This is a genomic window from Lactimicrobium sp. (assembly GCF_036453465.1).
In the GTDB taxonomy this organism is placed as follows: domain Bacteria; phylum Bacillota_I; class Bacilli_A; order Erysipelotrichales; family Erysipelotrichaceae; genus Bulleidia.
Genome location: NZ_JAZHUW010000044.1, coordinates 1 through 16706, shown reverse-complemented (window position 1 = coordinate 16706; position 16706 = coordinate 1). Strand labels below are relative to the sequence as shown.

Annotated in this window: 16 protein-coding genes; 13 read left to right on the top strand and 3 right to left on the bottom strand. The window is 48.5% G+C overall.

The features are described 5' to 3' along the window. Window positions 1-182: 182 nt before the first annotated feature. Both SOI44_RS09425 and SOI44_RS09420 read right to left on the bottom strand, forming a co-directional pair. Entirely contained in the window at window positions 183-1613 is a 1431-nt protein-coding gene (locus tag SOI44_RS09425; RefSeq protein WP_331348961.1) for a 6-phospho-beta-glucosidase, read from the bottom strand. A 95-nt stretch (window positions 1614-1708) separates the two neighbouring features. Further along, a complete protein-coding gene (locus SOI44_RS09420) occupies window positions 1709-3178 on the bottom strand; it encodes a family 1 glycosylhydrolase (protein ID WP_331348960.1) in 1470 nt (489 codons plus the stop codon). A 113-nt stretch (window positions 3179-3291) separates the two neighbouring features. Between SOI44_RS09420 and SOI44_RS09415 the strand changes: the two genes are divergently transcribed. The 11 genes from SOI44_RS09415 to SOI44_RS09365 all read left to right on the top strand — a co-directional run bounded on the left by SOI44_RS09415 (window position 3292) and on the right by SOI44_RS09365 (window position 12450). Then, window positions 3292-4116, top strand: a complete 825-nt coding sequence (locus SOI44_RS09415; RefSeq protein ID WP_331348959.1) for a M15 family metallopeptidase — start codon at window positions 3292-3294, stop codon at window positions 4114-4116. A 3-nt stretch (window positions 4117-4119) separates the two neighbouring features. Then, window positions 4120-4653 (top strand): bifunctional pyr operon transcriptional regulator/uracil phosphoribosyltransferase PyrR, encoded by a 534-nt coding sequence (pyrR, locus tag SOI44_RS09410; RefSeq protein WP_331348958.1) that lies wholly within the window; start codon window positions 4120-4122, stop codon window positions 4651-4653. Next, window positions 4650-5144, top strand: coding sequence for a YcxB family protein (locus tag SOI44_RS09405; RefSeq protein WP_331348957.1), 495 nt, complete (start codon window positions 4650-4652; stop codon window positions 5142-5144). The genes pyrR and SOI44_RS09405 overlap by 4 nt, the downstream gene beginning before the upstream one ends. Before the next feature lie 136 nt (window positions 5145-5280). Further along, window positions 5281-6009 (top strand): dihydroorotate dehydrogenase electron transfer subunit, encoded by a 729-nt coding sequence (locus SOI44_RS09400; RefSeq protein WP_331348956.1) that lies wholly within the window; start codon window positions 5281-5283, stop codon window positions 6007-6009. Next, entirely contained in the window at window positions 5997-6923 is a 927-nt protein-coding gene (locus tag SOI44_RS09395) for a dihydroorotate dehydrogenase (protein ID WP_331348955.1), read from the top strand. The genes SOI44_RS09400 and SOI44_RS09395 overlap by 13 nt, the downstream gene beginning before the upstream one ends. Then, the gene (pyrF, locus tag SOI44_RS09390) at window positions 6908-7615 is read left to right on the top strand and encodes an orotidine-5'-phosphate decarboxylase (RefSeq protein ID WP_331348954.1); all 708 of its coding nucleotides are present in this window, start codon (window positions 6908-6910) and stop codon (window positions 7613-7615) included. The genes SOI44_RS09395 and pyrF overlap by 16 nt, the downstream gene beginning before the upstream one ends. Continuing rightward, the gene (gene pyrE, locus SOI44_RS09385; RefSeq protein WP_331348953.1) at window positions 7612-8250 is read left to right on the top strand and encodes an orotate phosphoribosyltransferase; all 639 of its coding nucleotides are present in this window, start codon (window positions 7612-7614) and stop codon (window positions 8248-8250) included. Before pyrF ends, pyrE begins: the two co-directional genes overlap by 4 nt. 260 nt (window positions 8251-8510) lie before the next feature. Further along, window positions 8511-9722, top strand: a complete 1212-nt coding sequence (locus SOI44_RS09380) for a M20 family metallopeptidase (RefSeq protein WP_331348952.1) — start codon at window positions 8511-8513, stop codon at window positions 9720-9722. Window positions 9723-9735: 13 nt separating this feature from the next. Then, a complete protein-coding gene (locus SOI44_RS09375) occupies window positions 9736-10815 on the top strand; it encodes a methionine ABC transporter ATP-binding protein (RefSeq protein WP_331348951.1) in 1080 nt (359 codons plus the stop codon). Continuing rightward, window positions 10812-11504 (top strand): methionine ABC transporter permease, encoded by a 693-nt coding sequence (locus SOI44_RS09370; RefSeq protein WP_331348950.1) that lies wholly within the window; start codon window positions 10812-10814, stop codon window positions 11502-11504. The genes SOI44_RS09375 and SOI44_RS09370 overlap by 4 nt, the downstream gene beginning before the upstream one ends. A 19-nt stretch (window positions 11505-11523) precedes the next feature. Next, the gene (locus SOI44_RS09365) at window positions 11524-12450 is read left to right on the top strand and encodes a MetQ/NlpA family ABC transporter substrate-binding protein (RefSeq protein ID WP_331348949.1); all 927 of its coding nucleotides are present in this window, start codon (window positions 11524-11526) and stop codon (window positions 12448-12450) included. Window positions 12451-12502: 52 nt separating this feature from the next. On the opposite strand, the gene asnA is transcribed toward SOI44_RS09365, so the two are convergent. Continuing rightward, window positions 12503-13513 carry an aspartate--ammonia ligase gene (gene asnA / locus SOI44_RS09360; RefSeq protein WP_331348948.1) on the bottom strand — a complete coding sequence of 337 codons (1011 nt, stop codon included), beginning with the start codon at window positions 13511-13513 and terminating at the stop codon, window positions 12503-12505. Window positions 13514-13641: 128 nt separating this feature from the next. Here asnA and SOI44_RS09355 point away from each other — a divergent pair, with 128 nt between their 5' ends. Both SOI44_RS09355 and SOI44_RS09350 read left to right on the top strand, forming a co-directional pair. Beyond that, window positions 13642-15102: a polysaccharide deacetylase family protein gene (locus SOI44_RS09355; protein ID WP_331348947.1), complete on the top strand. Its 1461-nt coding sequence runs from the start codon at window positions 13642-13644 to the stop codon at window positions 15100-15102. Window positions 15103-15139: 37 nt separating this feature from the next. After that, window positions 15140-16489, top strand: coding sequence for an MATE family efflux transporter (locus SOI44_RS09350; protein WP_331348946.1), 1350 nt, complete (start codon window positions 15140-15142; stop codon window positions 16487-16489). Window positions 16490-16706 lie beyond the last annotated feature (217 nt).

Here is a 16706-nt window from a genome sequence, read left to right as displayed (position 1 = left end):
CATCCCGAACACAGAAGTTAAGCACTTCCGCGGCGAAGATAGCCTTACGGCAAAAAGAGCGCGCTGCCAGGTTAGCAAGAGTGATTCTCATCCTGAGAGTCACTTTTTTTTCGCCCTCCCTTCAGCAATCCCCATCAAAAAACGAGGCTGTTTCAGCTTCGTTTTGTGTTTCTCTTTGTTACTTACAGATCTTCACCATTGCTGGCAATCACTTTCTTATACCAGTAGAAGGACTTCTTTCTGCTTCTGGAGAGATCTCCTTCTCTCTTATTATTCTTGTTTACATAGATAAAGCCATAGCGCTTGTCCATCTCACCTGTGGAGGCAGAAACGATATCGATTGGTGCCCACATCTGATAACCAAGAAGATTCACGCCATCTTCTTCGACGGCTTCCTTCATGGCTTCAATATGTGCCTTGAGATAGTCAATCCGATACTGATCATCCACCGTGCCATCTTTCTTCTTCTTGTCATAGGCACCAAGACCATTCTCCACAATCATCATCGGCAGATTGTATCTGTCTTCCATCCAGCAAAGGGCATACCTTAATCCTAGTGGATCAATCGGCCATCCCCAGTCAGATACCTTCAGATATGGATTCTTCACCAGGTCCTTGCTTTCATAGAAGTTGTAGTGCGGATTATCATCCCTTGCCTCTGTTGTCTGCGACATGTAGTAGCTGAAACCAATATAATCTACTTTTCCTTTGGCCAGTTCCTTCCTGTCATCTTCTGTGACATCGATATCCCAGCCCATACGCTGCCAGTATTTCTGAATATAGTTTGGCAGGATTCCCTTTGCCTGCACATCCATGTACCAGTAGCGCTTGTGGTTGGCCTCGGTCATCTCAATATAATCCTTCGGATTGCATGTCTTTGCATAAATCGGCTCATAGGCAATCATGCAGCCAATGAGAAGATCCGGATCAATCTCATGTCCGATCTGTACAGCCTTTGCACTTGCGACAAGCTCATACACGGATGACTGATACATCATTCTTTCATTATCCGGATTATCGTCTGTTGTCAGAACAGCCCCTTCCTGTAACATGTGGTGGGCAATCGGGGCAGCCCCCTGGTTATTGATCTCATTGAAGGTCATCCAGTACTTTACTTTGTTGTGATATCTTTCAAAGCAGGTCTTTGCAAACCGGGCAAAGAAATCAATGCAGCGTCTATCCATGAAGCCGTTGTACTTTTTGGCCAAGTGCCACGGCATCTCAAAGTGCTGCAGGGTAATGATCGGTTCAATGTTGTACTTATGGCATTCATCAAACAGATCATCATAGTACTGCAGACCTTTTTCATTCGGCACTTCATCATCCCCATTGGGATAGATGCGGCTCCAGGCAATGGATGTACGGAATGACTTGAAGCCCATCTCAGCAAACAAGGCAATATCTTCCTTGTAATGATGATAGAAGTCAATGGCATCATGGTTCGGATAGTACTCATTGGGCAGCACACCATCGGTAATACGGCGGGGAATGCCGTTGCCTCCGGCTGTCATGACATCGGCGATGGATGGTCCCTTACCATCTTCATCCCAGGCTCCTTCTACCTGGTGGGCAGCGACGGCACCGCCCCAAAGGAAATCTTTACGAAATGGCATAATTTTCCTCCCTTATCTCTGCTTTCATGATACTCTGTTTTTTCTGTTTTCTGCGAAAGAAAAAGACACCATGCGGTGCCTTTTCCAATCATCGTTTACTTGAGATCTTCGCCGTTGCTGGCAATGACCTTCTTATACCAGAAGAAGGAATCTTTTCTGCTGCGGGCAAAATCACCTGTGCCGTCATCATTGCGGTTGACATAGATGAAGCCATAGCGCTTGTACATCTCACCAGTGCCGGCAGACACAAGATCAATCGGCCCCCATGTTGTATAGCCAATCAGATTGACACCGTCTTCTTCCACGGCTTTCTTCATCTGGGCAATGTGGTCACGCAGATAGTTGATACGGTAATCATCATGGATGGAGCCATCTGCCTCTACCTTATCAATCATGCCAAGACCATTTTCCACAACCATCAATGGTGTATGCGGATATCTGCCAGCCAGATCATCCAGCGTATAGCGCAGGCCTTCCGGATCAATCTGCCAGCCCCATGGCGATGCCTTCAGATATGGATTCTTCACGCCGCCCATCAGGTTGCCATCCGTCTTCTGCTTGTCTGGATCTGCGGTCATGCAGTTGGTCATGTAATAAGAGAAGGTATACATGTCAACTGTGCCTTCCTTGAGAATCTTCTTGTCTTCTTCATTATCCATGAAGGAAGTATCAATACCTTTGGACTGCAGGAAAGGCTTCACAAAGCACGGATATTCACCTCTGACCTGCACATCGCCGCACATATTGTTCATGACATCAGATGCCTGCTTTGTCTGCAGAACATCATCCGGATGCGGAAGCAGCGGATACAGCGTCATATGGGCAATCATATTGCCGATCATGAAATCCGGATTGATCTTATGGCCGGCAATCACAGCCTTTGCACTTGCCACAAACTCATTATGCAATGCTTCCATGCGCATCTGCGGATTATCATGCAGTGCATTCACAGGACGCTGGCTTTCATCCTTGAGATCCTCATCCAGCACCAGACCCAGACCATTATATGCACCGCCGCCCGGCATCAGGGCACAGTTGATCTCATTGAAGGTCAGCCAGTACTTTACTTTATTCTTATATCTTTCAAAGCAGGTCGTGGCATACTTCACAAACAGATCAATGGTCCGTCTGTCATAGAAGCCATGATATTTGGTTGTAATCGCCCATGGAATCTCATAGTGGCACAATGTGACCAGCGGCTCAATATTATGCTTGTGGCATTCATCAAACACGTCATCATAGAACTGCAGACCCTTTTCATTAGGCTCGGCATCATCGCCATTGGGATAAATACGGCTCCAGTTGATGGAAAGACGGAAGCACTTGAAGCCCATTTCTCCAAACAGGGCAATATCCTCCTTGTAATGATGATAGAAATCAATGGCTTCATGAGAAGGATAGTAGGCACCTTTCTCAATCACCGGTGAAAACTTGCGGGGTGTGGAGACATTGCCGCCTTTAAGCATATCGGCATCACTCAGCCCCTTGCCATCCGTTAAATAAGCACCTTCGAGCTGGTTGGCCGCAACGGCACCGCCCCATAAGAAATTCTTTGGAAATGACATCAATCATTACCTCTCTTTCTGCTTAGATTATAACCGCTTACAAATATAATTCCGATAGGATAGTTGCGGCTCATATGAAAGAGGAACACATGGTTTGTAGTACAATATAGCCTGTGAAAAGATCTGAGCGGCGCTTTTATGCAAAACTGTATACTGTCATTGTGCTGTGCGGCCTGATTGTGGCCGGACTGCTTGTTTTAACATTGTCCGGCGGGGCACAGCGCATCCGCAGCACCGCAGCAAACAGCGGATCCAATACCGCCTCTGCAATGGCATCTGCCTCAGCCAATGCCAGTACCGTTTCAACTGCCGCTGCCACCGCCGTTCCCACTGCTGTTCCGACCCCGACCGCTGCACCCACACCAACTGCCACCCCGGATACAACATCCGATGATTCTCTGCTGAAGATTGTCAACCGCACATCCCGCCTGGATCAAAACTATGTGCCCGAGGATCTTGTGCAGGTGGATGTGGCAAGCTCCCATACCATCTATCTGCGCAGTGAAGCTGCCAGTGCCCTGGAGGAAATGTTTTCTGCCGCTGAAGATGACGGCGTCAATCTTGTTTTGATCTCAGGCTATCGCAGCTATGAAGATGAGACAGAACTGTACAACTACTATGTCAATCTGTATGGCAAAGACCATGCGGATATCATTGATGATATGCCCGGGGCAAGTGAGCACCAGCTGGGTCTGGCGGTGGATCTTGGCACAAGTGATGGCACATGCCGGTTGGATGAATGCTTTGATACAACAGGCGAGAGTGCATGGCTTGTGAACCATGCGGCAGAATATGGCTGGATCCTGCGCTATCCACAAGGGAAACAGGATATCACCGGGGTGATCTATTCCCCCTGGAACTATCGATATGTAGGCAGAGACATGGCAATGAAGATCAGTGCTTCGGGATTGACCATGGAAGAATATTTTGGAGAGTGAATCATGAGTGAGAAAACACAGATTATGGATGAAGTGACGATGCGTCGTTCGCTGGCACGGATGACGCATGAGATCATTGAGCGCAATGAAGGTGTACAGGATGTCGTGCTGATGGGCGTGGTGACCCGCGGTGTCTCTCTGGCAAAGATCCTGCAGGCAAATATCCTCAGGTTTGAAGGTGTCAATGTGCCGGCAGGACATCTTGACATTACCCTGCACCGGGATGATCTGAGTCAGGAAGAAAAGCAGAAACGCAGCCAGGTATCGGTCTTTCCCTGTGATATCACAGGGAAAACCGTCATCATCGTGGATGATGTGCTGTATACCGGCCGTACCGCCAGAGCAGCCATGGAAGCAGTGATTACCCAGGGCAGGCCGAAGTATATCCAGCTGGCTGTGCTGGTGGACAGAGGCCACCGGGAACTGCCGATCCGGGCAGACTTTGTTGGCAAGAATGTACCGACAGCCAAGAGTGAAGATGTACAGGTGCGGCTGATGGAAAATGATGGTGAAAATGCCGTCTATATTGAAAGATGACACCGGACTTCCATATTACCCAGAAGATTACATCTTCTGACTACCGCCGCTATTGCAATGTGTGCGGCACCAGTGCAAAGAAACACCAGCAGAAACAGGAAGCCATCATGCTTGCCATCGGCCTCATCATTGTTCTGGCCGGATACTTTCTGCACATTGTGTATCTGCTGACAGCCGGGCTGTGTCTTTCCTTTATCTCGACATTCATGCTTTTATGCATGTGGCCGATCACCTGCCGCAATCACTACCTGGAAAATCCGATGATTTCCCAGGATGAGCAGTCTTTGTCCTTTGATCAGAAAGGCTTCATGGTGAAATGGCACAGCAATAAAGGAAGGCTGTTATATAAAGACCTGCAGGAAATCCTGGAGGATGAAAAAGCTTTCTATCTGATGGCAAAGCCGGGCAGCGGCCAGATTGTCATCAAGAAATACTGCAGCTCACAGCTCATTGCTTTCCTGCATGCCAAAGCAAAGAGCGTTGACAAATAAAGCAGTGCATGATACAAATTGAACGCAGTCTTTAATCTGATACAGAGAGATCAGGAAGACAGAACATACTTTTCAAGTAAGATGAGAAATGTACGGTCTTCCTGCGGGAAGACTTTTTTTGTGGCAGGAGGAAAAGATGGAAGAGAAAACCGGTGTCATCCTCAATAACCATGCAATTACACAGGATATCTGGCAGATGCAGATCCAGGTGCAGATGGATCTTGTGCCGGGGCAGTTTGTGAATGTGGAAATCCCCAGCCTGTTTCTGAGAAGACCATTCAGTGTGTCCAATGTACAGGCAGATGTCATTACGCTTGTCTACCGGCTTGTGGGCAAAGGCACAAATGCCATGGCGCAAATGTCATCCTGTGCAGATCTCAACCTGCTTGGTCCATGCGGCAATGGCTTTGATCTGAATCTGGCAGGCCAGCATCCTGTATTAATCGGCGGCGGCCTTGGTCTGGCACCCCTGCAGTATCTGGCCAGAGCACTGCTGTGGCAGAAAAAACAGGTTACTGTACTGGCCGGCTTCCAGAGTGAAAAGGATGCCATTCTGCTGGAACAATTCACAAACATGGGCTGTGATGTCAGGGTCTATACCCAGGATGGCAGCCTTGGAAACAAAGGACTTGTCACCGATGGCATGCAGGAACAGGGCAGCAGTATCTATGCCTGCGGGCCGATGGGCATGTTACAGGGGGTTGTAAGAAAGGCAGAGGTACCGGTGCAGGTATCCCTGGAGGCACGCATGGGATGCGGCTTCGGGGCATGCATGGGCTGTGCCATCATGACCAAAGCCGGCCCCAAGCGCATCTGCCATGATGGACCGGTATTTGATGGAAAGGAACTGTTATGGCGGGCATGAAGACAAACCTCTGCGGGATTGCATTAGACAATCCGATTATTCCCGCCTCCGGTACCTTTGGCTATGGCTATGAATATGCCCGCTTCTATGACATCAACCAGCTTGGATCCTTCTCCTGCAAAGGCATTACCAGTCAGCCAAGATATGGCAATCCGCTGCCAAGAATTGCGGAAGGCAATGATGGCATGATCAATGCCGTCGGCCTGCAGAATCCTGGTGTGGATGCAGTAATCAATGAAGAAATTCCAAAGCTGAAACAGGTATACCACAAGCTATTCATGGCAAACATTGCCGGTTTCTCGATTGAGGAATACAAGGAAGTGGCTGAAAAGCTCAATGATGTAAAAGAGATCGGCTGGCTGGAAGTGAATATCTCCTGTCCCAATGTCCATGGCGGCGGAATGGCCTTTGGCACAGATCCGGATGCGGCTTATGCTGTTACCAAAGCAATTAAATCGGTGAGTGACAAGCCGGTGATCATGAAGCTGTCTCCCAATGTGACCGATATCACTGTGATTGCAAAGGCATGTGAGAGTGCCGGGGCAGATGGTCTTGCTTTGATCAATACGCTGATGGCCATGCGCATTGATCTAAGAACGAGAAAACCGGTGCTGGCCAATCTGACCGGCGGCCTGTCCGGACCGGCTGTCTTTCCGGTTGCGGTACGCATGGTGTATCAGGTCTATGAAGCTGTGCACATTCCGATCATCGGTCTTGGCGGTATTTCCACAGCAGAAGATGTCATTGAAATGATGCTTGCCGGGGCATCGGCCGTGGAAGTCGGCAGTGCAAATCTCAAGGATCCCATGGCCTGTGCAAAGATCATCCATGATCTGCCCGCTGCCATGAAACGATACAGCATTGAAAATCTCGATACGATCATAGGAGGAGGACATATATGTCAAAAGATGTAATTATTGCCTGCGATTTTGCTTCAAAGAAAGAGACTCTGACCTTTCTTGAACGCTTTGGTGAGGTGCGGCCGTTTGTCAAAATCGGCATGGAGCTGTTTTATAGTGAAGGACCGGATATTGTCAGAGAACTGAAACAAAGGGGACATCAGATTTTCCTGGATCTCAAGCTGCATGACATTCCCAATACGGTGGAAAAGACATGCCGTGTGCTGGCAGGACTGGATGTGGACATGGTCAATGTTCATGCGGCCGGCACCATTGCCATGATGCAGGCAGCCAGACGGGGATTATCAGCCAGGCAGGGGAAGCAGCCGCTGTTAATCGCCGTCACCCAGTTAACAAGCACGGATCAGAATGCACTGGAAAATGAGCTGGATATCCATGAGGATATGCAGGATGTGGTCATGCACTATGCGATGAATGCAAAGGCAGCCGGGCTGGATGGCGTTGTTTGTTCGCCATGGGAAGCAGACAAAGTCCATCAGACCTGTGGCAATGGTTTTGTGACAGTGACACCGGGCATCCGGTTTGCCAGCAGTAAAAAGGATGACCAGAAGCGCATCATGACACCAGCCCAGGCAAAAACGGCAGGCTGCGATTACATCGTTGTCGGCCGGCCGATCACCCAGGCAGAGGACCCGGTGGCAGCCTACAGAGAATGTGTCAGAGAATTTAAGGAGGAAACAAGATGAGAAGCGAAGTCATTGCAAAGGATTTACTGAAGATCAAGGCCGTCTTCTTTCAGCCGGATGATCCCTTTACCTGGGCCAGCGGCATCAAATCACCCATATATTGTGATAACAGACTGACCCTGTCAGATGTACAGGTCAGAAAGGATGTGGAAAATGGTCTTGCCCAACTGATCAAGGAGAAGTATCCCGATGCTGAGATTCTGATGGGCACTTCGACGGCGGGCATTGCCCATGCGGCCATTACCGCCCAGATTCTCAATCTGCCCATGGGCTATGTCCGCACAGGCTCCAAGGACCATGGCCGTAAAAACCAGATCGAAGGCAGGATTCTGCCAGGACAGAAGGCCGTGGTCATTGAAGATCTGATTTCCACCGCAGGCAGCTGCGTGGATGTGGTCAATGTACTAAGAGAAGCAGGGGCAGATGTACTTGGCATTGCGTCCATTGTGACCTATGGCATGGCCAAAGCAGAGAAACGGCTGAAAGAGAACCATGTGATCAATTATTCTCTGACTGACTTTGATACGATTGCCGCCTGTGCTGCCAAAGAAGGTTATATCAAAGAGAGTGATATCAGCCGTCTGCTGGCCTTCCGTGATCATCCGGAAGATGAAAGCTGGATCCATAGCAGATAAGCACAGCTATAGGTATAGTCTATAATTGAACATCGATTTTCTGAAATTGCTTTCTGAAACAGGATATGTAAAATAATTCCCATAGAAAGGGAGATGCAGAATATGAACACAGCAAAGACAACGATGATGATGTGCATGTGCGGATTGTTAACGGGTGATCATTGCTGTGTTATCAGGGGATCATAACTTTTATGTGACCCAATCTGCATTTGCAAGGCACCCGTGAGATTTCTCGGGTGCTTTTTTATGAGGGTAGGAAGATGAGTGAAAGAAAAGATCAGATCAAATCATATGTACAGGCCCAGCTGCCTGTGTATCAGAACATCGCATTGGCGATTCATGATAAGCCGGAGGTATCCAATTATGAGTTTTTTGCAAGTAAGACATTGTCAGAGCAGTTATCCAAAGAAGGATTCGAGATCGAACTGCCGGCAGCCGGTCACCGCACAGGTTTTGCGGCCAGGTACAGGTCTTCAAAGCCAGGCCCGGTGGCGGTGTTCCTGGCAGAATATGACGCTCTGGCAGGTCTTGGCCATGGCTGTGGGCACAATCTGTTCGGCGCCACCTCGGCTTTGGCCGGCGCTGCGCTGAAACAGGTCATTGACCAAACCGGCGGAGAAGTCAGAGTCTATGGCACCCCGGGTGAAGAAGGCGGGGAAAACGGCAGTGCCAAGGGATCCTTTGTTCGAGAAGGCTACTTCAAGGATGTGGACTTTGCCCTGTGTGTCCATCCGGGCGGAGATGACAAACATTATCTTTCTTCCCGGAATTATGCCTGTGCACCGGTGGATATCACCTTTGATGGCAGAGCAGCCCATGCGGCCGGGGATCCTCAGGATGGCATCAATGCCCTGGATGCGCAGATCCTTGTGTATAACGGCATCTCGGTTCTCCGCCAGCAGTTAACAAACCGTATCCGGATCCATGGCATCATCACTGAAGGCGGCACAGCACCCAATGTCATTCCTGAACATACCAACTCCAAGTGGTATATCCGGGCAGCGGACATTGATACATTGCATGAGCTGTATGCCAAGGTGGAAAACATTGTCAAAGGCGCAGCCCTGGCAACCGGATGTACCGGCAGTATCAGGCTGTATCAGAACCTGGTGGAAAACATGGTGGTGACACCATCTCTGGATGCCCTGTATGAAAAGAATCTGAATCTGTTTGGCGAAAAGATCACGCATAAACCGGATACTGTACAGCCGGGCAGCTCGGATGTAGGCAACGTATCACAGGTTGTACCGTCCATCCAGCCGCATATTGGTATCTCCAGTACAAAGATTGCCGGCCATTCACCGGACTTTGTCAAGGCAGCCTGCAGCCAGAAGGGGTTGGAAACAATCGGCCTTGGTGCAGCGGTGCTGGCGGATACGGCCGTGGATCTTCTGGAAGATGAAGCACTGCTGCAGAAGGTCAAGGAAGACCATGCCTGGCATGTAGAACATCAGAAGGAGCTGCCGCTGTAAGGAAGGAGAGAACATGATTGAAATTGAGCATTTAAGCAAAACATATGATCTGAACAAAGCACAGGTTCATGCCGTCAATGATGTTTCTCTCCGGATCGAAAAGGGAGAAGTCTATGGCGTCATCGGCTATTCCGGAGCTGGTAAAAGCACACTGGTGCGCTGTATCAACTTTCTGGAAAAGCCGCAGGCAGGTACGATCCACATTGATGGCTTTGGCACAGTGTATGCCGGAAAGCAGGGACTGCAGCTGGAGAAAGACGGAAAACAGGCGCAGCTCAAAGAAAAAGATCTGCGTCAGCTGAGACGTTCCATTGGCATGATTTTCCAGCACTTCAATCTGCTGGACCGCAGTACTGTCTTTGACAATGTGGCATATCCACTGCGCTATCGTCATCTTTCAAAGAAGCAGATTGAAGAGAGAGTGGATCACCTGCTGGAACTTGTCAATCTGTCTGAGAAAAAGAATGCCTATCCTTCCCAGTTATCCGGCGGTCAGAAACAGAGGGTTGCCATTGCCAGAGCCCTGGCAGATGAGCCGGATGTACTGCTGTGTGATGAGGCAACCAGTGCCCTGGATCCCGATGCTACGGAATCCATCCTGGCTTTGTTAAAGCAATTGAACAAAGAGCTTGGTTTGACTCTGGTAGTCATTACCCATGAGATGGCCGTGATCAAGGAGATCGCAGATAAGGTGGCAGTGATGGAGAATGGAAAGATTGTGGAGGAAGGTTCGGTGTATGACATCTTCGCTTCACCGAAGCAGCCGATCACTAGGAAGTTTGTGGAGAGTTCCAGCGGTCTGAACAAGATTGGAACACTGTTACAGCATCAGGACAGCATTGATCTTTCTTCGCCTGACAGTAAGCTTGTCAAGCTTGTGTTTACAAGAGAGTCGGTCGGGGATGCTTTGATCTCACAGATTTCACGTGACTATAACGTGGATGTTTCAATTGTCTTAGCCAATGTGGATCTGGTGGAAGAGAGTGCTCTGGGGGCGATCATTGCCAATATCAAGGGTACAAAAGAGAATGTGGAAAATGCACTGGCCTATCTGGAAAGCCGCAGTGTGAGAGTGGAAGGAGTGAAAGCATGACATTCTTTCAAAGTCTGTTTCCCAATGTTGTCAAATACTGGAACATGTTCCTGGAAAGCCTGCAGGCAACCTTCCAGATGTTTGCCATTGCCGGTATCTGGGTATTGGTCATAGGAGGAACATTGGGTGTTCTGCTGGTGGTGACTAGATCAGATGGCATCCGCCCAAACAAAGGCATCCATGCCATCCTGGAAATCATCACCAACATCTTCCGTTCCATTCCGTTTATCATCCTGCTGATCTTCCTGATCCCACTGACAAGAATCATCACCGGTACCGCAATTGGTGTGGCTGGTGCGATTGTGCCGCTTGTCTTTGGTGCTTCACCTTTCTTTGCAAGGCAGGTTGAGAGTGCACTCAGTGATGTGGATCCAGGCAAGGTAGAAGCTGCCAGAGCAATGGGCAGCGGGACAATTGGAATTATCTTCCGTGTTTATCTGCATGAAGCTCTGCCGGATTTGTTCAGGGCAGTCACGATCACATCGATTTCACTCATCGGCCTGACCACAGCGGCAGGTGCTGTAGGAGCCGGCGGGCTTGGCAGCTTTGCCATCAACCAGGGGCAGAACATGCACTATCAGGATGTTGTCAATCTATGCGTTCTGTTACTGCTGGTATTTGTATCACTCATTCAGCTGGTGGGAAATTCACTGGCACATGCGTCTGTAAATAAGAAACTGTTTAAATAAGAAAAGGGGATAAAACAAAATGAAAAACACATGCAAGAAACTTCTGATTTCTGCGCTGGCTGCCGGCGCCATCGTTACCACCGGATGCGGTACATCCACTGCTTCCACATCATCTAAAGAAGCCATCAAGATCGGTGTACCAAGTGATGCCACTAACCAGGCAAGAGCGATCAACCTCTTAGCAACCGCAGGCTTAATCGAAGTTGATCCTGATGCCGGCTATACACCGGAACTCTCTGATATTACCAAGTACATCTATAACATTGAGATTGTACCGGCAGCTGCCAATACACTGGTATCCACACTGGATGACTACGCTGCTTCGGCCATCAATGGCACCTATGCCGTACAGGCAGGCCTTTCACCAACCGATGACGGACTGATTACAGAAGTACAGGAAAAAGGCTCTGACAATCCGTTTATCAATGTGATTGTGGCTAGAACCGCGGACAAGGACAATCCGGATTATCAGACAATTGTCAAAGCCTACCAGACACAGACTGTAGCGGAATACATTCTGGAAAAGAACAAGGGTTCTTCCATTCCGGCCTTTGACTATGATGAGAATTATACAGTCGATGCAGACTTTGTGGACAGCATCGAAGGATACAACTCTGATTCCACTGGCAAGAAAGTTGTTAAAGTCGGCATCTGCGGCACAGGTGATGTATGGAAGGCAGTACAGAAAGTACTCGATGATGAAAATGCCGGCATCTACATTGATGTTGTGACATTCGATGCCTACAACCTTCCCAACGAAGCACTCAACTCCGGTGAAATTGACCTCAATGCCTTCCAGCACAAGGCATACCTGCAGTCTGAGATTGACTCTCAGGGCTATGATCTGACTGCCATTGGTGATACATCCTCAGCACCACTGACTCTGTACTCCCAAAAGGTAGACAGTCTGGATGCACTCAAGGAACTGGCTGGTAAGAAGGAGTAAGGAAAACAATCTTATATATGAAAAAGCCGTTCTGCTGTCAGAACGGTTTTGCTTAGAGCAGATGAATATTGTGTGCTTCACACTGCTGGATCATTGCGTCCGGCCAGATGGATGCCTGTACTTCACCAATGTGTGCTTTGTTCAACAGCAGCATGCACAGTCTGGACTGGCCGATGCCGCCGCCAATGGTATAGGGCACTTCATGGTGGAGGATGGCCTGATGGTATGGCAGCTGGAGTCTTCCTTCACAGTGTGCTGCCTTGCACTGTTCTACCAGTGACTTTTCATCGACACGGATGCCCATGGAAGAGATTTCCAGGGCCTGATCAAGAGAAGGCAGATAGAACAGCAGATCGCCATTGAGTGCCCAGTCATCGTAGTCCGGTGCTCTGCCATCATGCGGCTTGCCGGATCTCTTCAACGGGGAGCCAATGCCGATGATGAACACACACTTCTTGTCTTTGACAATCTTATTTTCTCTTTCCTTCGGGCTCAGATCCGGATACAGATCTTCCAGTTCCTGGGCTGTGATGAAGGAAACATCATCAGCCAGATGACAGACTGCTTCAGGATACTTGTACCAGACTTCATGTTCCATATGCTTGATGACCTTGAAGATGGTACGGACGGTACTCTGCAGGGTATCAATGGTTCGATCTTCTTTGTTGATGACTTTCTCCCAGTCCCACTGGTCGACATACATGGAATGCAGGTTGTCGAGAAGTTCATCCCTGCGGATGGCATTCATATTGGTATACAGGCCTTCACCTGGTTCAAAGTGATACTTTTCAAGTGCCCATCTTTTCCACTTGGCAAGTGACTGGACAACTTCCAGCTTTTCACCCGGCAGATCCTGGGCATCAAAGCCAACCGGCCGCTCAATGCCATTGAGATTGTCATTCAGGCCGCTTGCCTTTGTTACAAACAAAGGCGCACTGACCCGGGACAGGTTCATCTCCTTGCCAAACTCACGCTGAAAAGTGTCACGGATATACTTGATGGCCTCCTGGGTGTGCCTCACATCCAGGGTAGGCTGATAATCTTCTGGAATCGTTACGTTCATATGCTAATCTCCTGTGCTTCATTGTATCCCGAAAAAAACGTGCAGAAAAGTACAATCAATTCTTAAGAAAAGATTAAGATTGCACAGATGATGCGCGGTAAGAGTGAAAACATGCTAGATTGATAAGTATGAAACAGCACAGGGGGAAAAGGAAACTGCGCCGGTGGGCAGTCTGGTCTATTGTCATCATCGCTGCAGTTACAATTGCATTCTTTATCATTTCACAGTTTACATTGCAGCTTACCATGCATGGAAACCCGCATGTCTTTCAGCAGGTTTCTGTGGCATATGAAGATGAGGGGGCATCTGCAGTATTGACAAACAAAGTACTGCCGTTTCTGCAGAAAGAAATGGCAGTAGAAACATCCGGCACTGTGAATGTCGATCAGAATGGCTTGTATACCATCCGCTATGAAGCAGGAAAAGGAAAGTATCACCAGGAAGCAGAACGGATTATTGAGGTGCGGGATTACCATACACCAGAGATTACATTGACCGTCAATCCGGATGCCTATACACCTTACAATCATGACTATCAGGAAGAAGGTTATTCGGCCAGTGATGCTGTGGATGGGGATCTGACTGGTTCGGTTGTGGTAACCAATGATGGCAGTGATGTGAAGTATACGGTCAGAAACAGTGCAGGCAATTATGCTGTGGCAGTACGTAAGATTATCTATGATGATCGTTCTGCACCCGTATTGTCTTTTGGGGATGGCAGTGACGAGAATGATGTGACCGTGTTTGTGGGATCATCCTATGATCCTGCCGTTACGGCTTTGGATGACAGTGAGGATGATGTCACAGACAGGATTGAAACCGATGGCAGTGTGGATACCAGTACACCGGGTGATTATTCTGTAACGTATTCCGTATCGGACAGCTATGGACATAATACATCTGTAACAAGAGTTGTCCATGTGATTCCGCTGCCGCAGAATCATTCCGGTGCTGAGGATTCTAAAACCATCTATCTGACCTTTGATGATGGACCGTCTGGCAATACATCAAGATTATTGGATATTCTCGACAAGTATCATGTCAAAGCCACATTCTTTACCACGGGGCGTGGGGATGATGCCTTGATTGGAGAAGAATACCGACGCGGCCATACGGTGGCAGTGCATACCGAGACCCATAACTATGCGCAGATATATGCCAGTACAGATGCTTACTGGGCAGATTTCAACCGGCAGAATGCACGTGTGTATGCACAGACGGGCAGCTATACATCCTTGATGCGGTTCCCAGGCGGCTCTTCCAACACTGTATCAGCCAATTACTGCTCTGGCATCATGACTATATTAACCCAGCAGGCATCTGCGAAAGGACTGCACTACTTTGACTGGAATGTATCCAGTGGAGATGCCGGAAATATTGACAGTGCGGATCAGGTGTTTGACAACATTACCAATGGTATTTCTTCTGTCAGTGCCAAAGGCTATCCCTCTGTTGTTCTTCAGCATGACACGAAGTCATTCTCGGTGGATGCGGTCTCCCGTGTGATTGAGTGGGGACTGGCAAATGGCTACCATTTTGAAAAGCTTGGTGATAACAGCTTTACAGCCCATCATCATATCAACAACTGATGTTGAAGAATGTGAACAGCAGTGTTATATATGGGGCATGGAACGATCAAACACTTCTCTGCATTTAATGACCGAAGGTGATCTTCGCAAAGAGATCATCTTTTTTGCGATACCGCTGTTTGTCGGCAATCTGTTCCAGCAGATGTACAACACCGCCGACTCTTTAATTGTCGGCAACTTCCTTGGCGCAAAGGCACTGGCTGCTGTATCGGGTGTCAGTTCACTTGTCTTTCTGTTCACTGGCTTTTTCATGGGCTTCTCCACAGGTGCCGGTGTCATCATCTCCCGCAGCATCGGTGCCGGTGATGTGAAAAAGACAAAACTTGCCATTCATACAACTGTTGCCTTAGGCATTGCCATGAGTATTGTCATGACTATCCTGGGTGTTTCCTTAACACCAACCATCCTGAAATGGATGAAGACACCGGATGATGTCTTCCCACTGTCAAAGCTGTATCTGCAGATCTATTTTGCCGGCTTTGGCGGTCTGATCATGTATAACACCATGACCGGTATCCTGCAGGCAGCAGGTGATTCCAAACACCCACTGTATTATCTGATCTGTTCTTCCATGATCAATGTTGTATTGGATATCGTGTTTATTGCGGTATTCCATATGGGCGTGGACGGGGCTGCCATTGCCACGGTCATGTCGGAAGTACTGACAGCAGTCCTTGTCTTTATCCGTTTGTTAAAGGCAGATGAGCCTGTCTGTCTGCACGTCTCTCACATTGCCTTTGACAAAGAGAGCCTGAAACAGATCACTGACTATGGCTTGCCTACAGCCCTGCAGGGATCTGTCATTGATATCTCAAATATTCTGATTCAGTCCTATATCAACAGTTTTGGTGCCATGGCGATTGCCGGGATCGGTGCCAGTACAAAAGCAGAGGGTTTCATCTTCCTGCCAATCACAGCCTTCTCCATGGCGATGACAACCTACATCTCCCAGAACATGGGTGCTAAGAAGTATGACAGAGTCAGAAAGGGTATGCATTTTGGCTTTGCGGTATCACTGACCATGATTGAAATCATGGGTGCCTTGTTCTTCATCTTTGCTCCGCAGATTGTCGGTCTGTTCAACCGGGATCCAGATGTCATCACCTATGGTGTCGGCAGAGCCAGAGTTACCGGTTTCTTCTTTTTTCTGGTCGGCTATTCCCATATTGCCTCGGCAGTACTGAGAGGCCTTGGCAAGCCGATGGTGCCAATGGCAGTCATGTTATTCTGCTGGTGTGCAGTCAGAGTTACGGCCCTTTTCACCATTGGCATGGTCTGGCACAACATCAACCTTGCCTACTGGATCTATCCGATTACATGGACGCTCTCAGCCGTTGTGTTCTTCTTCTATCTGCGCCATCAGGAAAAGATTGTGTTATCAAAGTAAGACGTCCGGGCAGCCAGTGTGCCGCTTTTTTAGCTGCAAAGGGCTGCTAATAAGCAAAATAATGTTTCAAGTGGGGCAATGTTCAGGTTAGGATACAGAAATTCAGCTAAAATATTCTCCGGACTATGACAGACAGGTTTGCGTTTATCAGGAAGGACATATTAACAAATTGGTGAATTCTGTGGCTACTGTACTTGTTCATGTACAGTAATGTTAA